General features: G+C 54.3%; 5 protein-coding genes. 1 reads left to right on the forward strand and 4 read right to left on the reverse strand.

What is annotated here, in order from left to right; all coding sequences use genetic code 11:
* Window positions 1–53: 53 nt before the first annotated feature.
* Window positions 54–242 (reverse strand): hypothetical protein, encoded by a 189-nt coding sequence (locus tag ABD892_RS12150; protein WP_345195977.1) that lies wholly within the window; start codon window positions 240–242, stop codon window positions 54–56.
* 254 nt (window positions 243–496) lie between these two features.
* On the opposite strand from ABD892_RS12150, the gene rarD reads away from it, so the two are divergent.
* Entirely contained in the window at window positions 497–1,459 is a 963-nt protein-coding gene (rarD, locus tag ABD892_RS12155) for an EamA family transporter RarD (RefSeq protein ID WP_345195978.1), read from the forward strand.
* A 20-nt stretch (window positions 1,460–1,479) separates the two neighbouring features.
* Here the strand turns inward: rarD and ABD892_RS12160 are convergent, their stop codons facing one another.
* The 3 genes from ABD892_RS12160 to ABD892_RS12170 form a co-directional block, all read right to left on the reverse strand.
* A complete protein-coding gene (locus ABD892_RS12160; RefSeq protein WP_345195979.1) occupies window positions 1,480–3,033 on the reverse strand; it encodes an FGGY-family carbohydrate kinase in 1,554 nt (517 codons plus the stop codon).
* Between the two features lie 84 nt (window positions 3,034–3,117).
* Window positions 3,118–4,731, reverse strand: a complete 1,614-nt coding sequence (locus tag ABD892_RS12165) for a glycerol-3-phosphate dehydrogenase/oxidase (RefSeq protein ID WP_345195982.1) — start codon at window positions 4,729–4,731, stop codon at window positions 3,118–3,120.
* A 56-nt stretch (window positions 4,732–4,787) separates the two neighbouring features.
* A complete protein-coding gene (locus ABD892_RS12170; protein WP_345195983.1) occupies window positions 4,788–6,392 on the reverse strand; it encodes an FAD-binding oxidoreductase in 1,605 nt (534 codons plus the stop codon).
* Between the last annotated feature and the right edge of the window lie 240 nt (window positions 6,393–6,632).

Here is a 6,632-nt window from a genome sequence, read left to right on the forward strand (position 1 = left end):
TTTGCCTGAAGAGCACAGGGGACGCTCTCTTCATTCAATTTAGCCTTACTTCTTCAGATCGTTAAGCGGGAGTTAAGGCCAATCAGCAAAACCTTTTTCTTTTTCTGAACCGTGATAGGGCTACTGGGATCGGCATTACTTGCATAACCGGCTAGCGGTAGTGCAACCGTGCTGGTAGCGAGGAGTGAAGTCAGTGTCAGTGCTGGCAGTGACCGCCTGAACCGGAGGTTGGTATTGTCCATTGTGGCTCCCTGATGTTTTGTTGTTTTTATCCGGCACTGAAGTTCGGACGAGACTTCAGTGTGAGAGCAGGCTGTGACAGTGCCATGAAGTTATTGTGAATGTCCAGCGTCGTACAAGCATCCAGTGAAATAGTGTATTTGGAGCTCCTGCTAGAAGTACTGATTCTCCCCAAGGGCGACATGATAGACACTGCATCGGTATCACCCTGAATCATCAAAACAGCTGAAGACACATTGACGCTTTCAGGGATGCCATGTTTCCAAACGCACAGACTGCAGTCATAGCAAAGCCGGCCTGTACGACAACGACTCGAATCATAACCATGAAACAATCCACTTTGGCAGGCCCATTATTGGCCGCATCCGCTTTTGTACTGTGGGGGCTGACGCCGCTATACTACCGCCTGGTTCCGGGCGCTGATGTCTTTGAGATGCTGGCCCAGCGATTGATTTGGTCCGTACCAACGCTACTACTGGTCATGTTGATCATTGGACGCCATATTGACTTGCGAACGGTGCTGGCGGATCGTCGCTCACTATTGCTCTGCTTGCTGGCAGGATTGTTCATGTGCCTGTCCTGGTATTGTTTTATCTACGCCATGACCCATGGTCAGGTACTCGCTGCGAGCCTGGGATTTTTTATTAATCCGCTATGCTCCATCGCGCTGGGCGTCCTGTTCTTAAGTGAACGACTCAACCGTGCCCAGGCGGCCGCTGTTGTGTTGGGTATCCTTGGTGTTGGCTGGCAGGTCTGGCATTACGGCGAGCTGCCGTGGTTGTCGCTGGGTATGGGTATTGCGTTTGGCTTCTACGGCATGATCAAGAAGTACATTGCGTTTGATTCGCTGACATCGCTTCTTGTAGAAGCCATGCTTTTGACACCGTTTGCCCTTGGCTATCTGCTCTGGCGCTTTCACGACGGCAGCAGTGTGTTCTTTGAATCAAACAGCAATATTCAGCTGCTGTATATCCTGTCAGCCCCTGTCACCTTGCTGCCTGTAGGACTGTTCACACTGGCTGTGCGTCGTACATCGCTGACGGTTGTGGGTCTGATTCAATACATTGAACCCAGCTTGCAGTTCTTCCTGGCCATCGCCCTGTTTGGTGAAGTGTTTGACAGCGTCAAAGCCGTCAGCTTTGGGTTTATCTGGACAGGCCTGCTGCTCTGCTGCCTGCAGAGCGCCTATGACCATTACCGTCCAAGACGTGCCTACTGATCATTCACAGGGTACTCACATCACTCCGGGTACCCTGTAATTTCGCGGATCTTGCGATAGAGCGGCTGCATCTGCTTATACATTTTCAGATAGACGTCATTATATAGGCGGTCATACAACAGGGTATTGGCAGGATCCGGCTGGAACACACGACAAGGTCTCGTCATATTCGTGATAGCCGTGCGGTAATCCGGATAAAGTCCAAGCCCTACGGCAGTATTGATAGCAGCCCCCAAACCGGATGTTTCATAGGTATGCGGGCGCTCCACTGGCAACCCGAAAATATCGGCTGTCAGCTGCATGGCACCATCACTTTGGGATCCGCCACCGGAAACCACCAGCCGGCCAATGGAATGACCGCTGCGTTTTTCAAGGATATCCCGCCCTTCACGAAGTGCATAGGCCAGCCCTTCGACGATCGCCCGATACACGTGAGCACGGGTATGCACATCGCCAAAACCAATAATACTGCCCTTGGCCTCCAGGTTCTTGAGACCGGGTGACCAGTAAGGTTGCAACATCAAGCCCATTGCTCCCGGCGGCGCTTCATCAAGCAACCCTTCAAACAATTCTTCCGGCACGACGCCCCGCTGTTCGGCCTGCTCCAACTCAGGGTGTCCGAACTGCTGTTTGAACCAGCTCACCATCCAGTAGCCGCGGTAAACCATAAACTCAGCGTTGTAGGCATCAGGAATAGCGGCAGCAAAAGGAGGAATCAGAAACTGTGGCTCAACGTATTTGTAGTTGACCGTATTGATGGTGGCCGTCGTTCCGTAACTGAGACAGCCCGTTCCCGCATCCGCACAACCGGAACCAATCACTTCACAGGCTTTGTCTGCCGCTGCCGCAATGACGGGCAGACCTTCGGGGATGCCGGTGAATTCAGAGGCGGCTTTCGTCACATGTCCGAGCAATTCCCCTGGTTTCACCAGCTCCGGCAGCTGCGCCCGACGAATACCCGTGCAGCGCCACTTCCAGTCAAACGATTTAGCCCACTGCTGGCGCTTGTAATCAAACGGGATATAGCCCACCTGACATCCGGTGGAATCCTTGAATTCACCCGTCAGCTTCCAAGTGTGCCAACCTGATAGCAGCAGAAATTTATGGGTACTTTTCCAAAGATCTGGCTGATTCTGCGCCAACCAGCGCGCCTGGCATTTGCTGCGGAAATAATCCAGTGTTTCCCTTAGACCTGTCACCGCGGCGATCAGGTCCCAGCCGCCGCCGATTGCCTCTTTGGTGTCAGCACGTCGCTGATCCAGCCAGAGAATAGCCGGACGCAACGATTTTCCCTGCTTATCGACACAGACGACAGTGCCACGCTGTGTCGTCACTGACACACCACTGACAGCACTCGCAGGAATCTCGGTCTCTCGCCAGAGTTCCCGACAGGCACGACCCACAGCTTGCCAGTAATAATCCGGATCCTGCTCCGCCCATCCCGGATTCGGTGAAAAATAAGGATTCAGTTCAACCCGTGATTTACCTACCAGTTCCCCCTGCAGGTCAAACAACAAGGCCCGTACACTCTGGGTACCGTTATCGATAGCCAGCAAGTACTTTTCCTGCGACATCCGGTTACTCCTGCGGCAGGCCTGCAACTGCGACCTGCTCTGTTATTCTTTTTTTCGTGCAATCAGCGACAAAACAGCCGTGGGCTATGAGGCGATGGAGTACGCCTTACGCCACAGCGCCTGGTAACGCCCAACTTCCTGAATCCAGCGTTCGGCATCCCAACCCGCTTCTTCCTGCATGATGGCGCGGATACGTCGCAACTCCCCCTGGGCGCCGTTTTCCAGCAGATTCCCAATACGCGTCCGGCGTAACAACAAATCATCCAGGTGAACCACCTGCTCATGCCGGGCAGCCCAACGCAGCTCCCCCCATAAACAATCGGTATTGGCAACGGGTGTCCATTCCGTGTCCTGTATGTCTGCAACCACATCCTCCGTCGCAAAACCAAAACGTCCTTTCAGACGACGCAGAACGTTTTCTGAATCACGCTTAAACTTGGAAACCGTTTGCGTTGCAGCCGATGAGGAGAAAATCGGTGCCTGTGGACTGAAACCATCAGCCCCGGAGATATAACGGCGAATACCGGCCATGACTTCGAGTGCAATCAGGCGGAATGTCGTCAGCTTGCCTCCACAGACAGTAATCAACCCGTGATCATCCCAGATGGCATGCTCACGTTTTTCTTTTGAGGGATCCACATCCTTGCCACTGCTGATCACCGGGCGAACACCTGTCCAGGTGGAAATCACATCCTCCCTGACAATCACCGCACCGGGAAACTGATGGTTAGTCGCGTCCAGCAGGTAACTGATTTCTTCTTCGCTGATTGCTGGTTCTTCATCCAGCGATTCCGGGTAATCCAGATCCGTGGTACCGATCACTGTGTGCCCTTCCCACGGGAATATAAACACGGGTCGTTTATCCGCAGGATGCATGAAACAACAGACCTGGGCCACAGGAAGGCGCCAGGAAGGGACGACCAGGTGGCTGCCACGCAAGGGGCGCACAACCGCCGACTGTCCGACCTCTTTGCGCAGAGTATCGGTCCAGACACCTGTCGCATTGACCACAACACGCGCTTTCAGGGAAAAGGTTTCACCGGTCAGCTCATCCACGGCATTGACACCAGCAACACGTCCCTCTGCCTTAAGAAGCGATTCAACACGACAATAGTTCAGAGCCTGGGCAGTGGTGTTGTGCATAGCTTCATAGAGAACACGAAGCACCAGCCGGGCGTCGTCGACAATTGCATCGTGGAAGCAGGTTCCGCCCTTGAGTCCTTCCTCACGAATACCTGGCGTAATCTGGGCACTCAGTTTGTCCGCAGAATAAAAACGATGACTGCGCTTTCCCGCCAACGCACCGTAGACATTCATCACCGCTGAAAAGGCCAGGGGACCGGGAAAGCCTCCCTTGTAATGTGTCATGGTGAACTCACTGCGCTCCACCAGCCCCGGCGCTTCATTCAGCAGTCTTTCCCGCTCCCGTACCGAATCATGGGTGAGTTTCAGTTGCCCCTGGGCAATGTAGCGCAGCCCGCCATGCACCATCTTGGAGGAACGGCTCGACGTTCCCCAGGCAAAATCCTTTTGTTCGAGCAACAGGCAACGCAGACCGCAGCGGGCCGCTTCTCGCAGAATACCGGCGCCGGTAATACCGCCACCCACCACAATCAGGTCCCATTCATCGGCTGTCCGCAGCGCAGTCAGTATTTCGTCCCGCGATCCCCCCAGCGGTCCCCGGTTCGCTTCACTCATGTGGCCTGCCTCTTTTGTCAGACTTCTTGGTTATCCGGCCGTTCTCAGGTGACCGATCAGGCTTCCAGCAGTGCTCCCGGATTCAGGCGACCTTCCGGATCAAAACGTTGGCACAGGGTACTGATTGCCGCCATTCCCAACTCACCTTTTTCAGCGGACAGGTAAGGTGCATGATCTCGCCCCACACCGTGCTGATGACTAATAGTACCGCCATGGGCGACGACCGCCTGAGAGGCTGCACTTTTCAGCTTCCGCCAGTTCGCTACTGTTTCTTCGTAGGTTTCTCCGCAGCGGAACAGGTACGTGGTGTAAATGCTGGAACCCTGTGCATAAAAATGTGACAGGTGGGTAAAGACATGCACGTTCTCTCCCTGATCCGCCAGCGCACCACGCAGTGCATCCTCCATGGCGTTCAGGGTATTGTCCACACGGCTCCAGTCCACGGACGTTTCCAGCGTGTCGACGGCATAACCTTCCTGCCATAGGTTTTCACGCAAATACGGGAAGCGGAAACGCCCCTTTTCCCAGATGCGCCCGATACGATCGCCGATGGTCATGCCAACACCGTTATAGTGACGTACCAGTCGGCGTATCTGCCGATGTGCCGCGCGGTACTGGGCACGGGTACCGGTGATACCAAACGTCAGCATGCATTTGCCTTCATCAACATTCCGGAAACGCAGGTATTTTTCGAGCATGGCAATAAGGTCTTCATGCCCTGCCAGCTTCAGCTGGGTGAACGTTTCCGTAGCATTGGATAACCGCAACATGGAAAGCGGAATCCGTGACTGAACGGCAGTTTTTGTGCAGTTGAAACCGTCTCGCCAGTTTGGAAAATAAACGACAAAGAACTTTTCTTTTTCAGGCGTCGGGCTCACCCGCACTTTCACCTCGGAAAGCACCCCCATACGCCCTTCGGAGCCCAGCACCATTTCACGAATATCAGGTCCGGCGGAAGACGCTGGCATGGTCGGGATATCCAGCGTACCTTCGAAGGTTTCCAGACGACCGCCGGCAAACAGCTGTTCGATACGGCCATAACGCAATGACTGCTGGCCACTGGAACGGCTGGCGACCCAGCCACCAATCGTGGACAACTCAAAGGATTGCGGGAAATGCCCCAGGGTGTAGCCACTGCGGGCCAGCTGCGCCTCCACCATGGGGCCGGGCGTTCCCGGGCCAAAGGTGGCAACCTGGCTTTCAGTATCAAGACTGACCAGACGGTTCATATGCTCAAGGCTTAACGTCAACACCGGTTTATCCAGTGCCGGAGGATTGATATGCCCGGCAACACTGGTGCCGCCACCATAAGGGATAATGACAAAGTCCTTCTCTCGAGCCAGATCCATCAATTCGCGGATTTGATCGGGGGTTTCCGGATAAGCGACGCCATCCGGAAAACGGTCAAACACCCCGCTTTTCATGGCGACCCAGTCCGGCAAGGACTGCCCACGGGCATGACGGACACGGTGCTCAACATCCTTACAAATCAATTCATGATCTGGCAGGCGTGACGCTGGCACCTTGGCACACACCTCCTCCAGGGTCGCCTGCGGCAGGATTCTGCCTTCTCCCAGGTTTTCCCTGACAAACTGGCGGGCGCCTTCAGTAATGGTGGGTTTTTCTGTGGTGTCTGTGCCCCAGCTGTTCCAGTAACGCATGGTCTTATTATTCCCCTGGCTGCGCTGATGTTCTGCTTTTTATCTGACCGGCTTTCCCGGTAAATCGTAGAGAGTGTACTCCTACTGGCATTATCCGGGAAAGGGTCATACCAGCGACGAGCATTGTGAAAATAACCCAAAGGGATGTCACTGTTACTTTACTAGGGGCTGTTGACGTTTCATTGAAAGCCTTGAACCAAGCCTGAAAATCCGCAGTATGTTGCTACCGCTCATGCTTTC

The sequence above is a fragment of the Kistimonas scapharcae genome, assembly GCF_039540975.1.
Classification (GTDB): domain Bacteria; phylum Pseudomonadota; class Gammaproteobacteria; order Pseudomonadales; family Endozoicomonadaceae; genus Kistimonas; species Kistimonas scapharcae.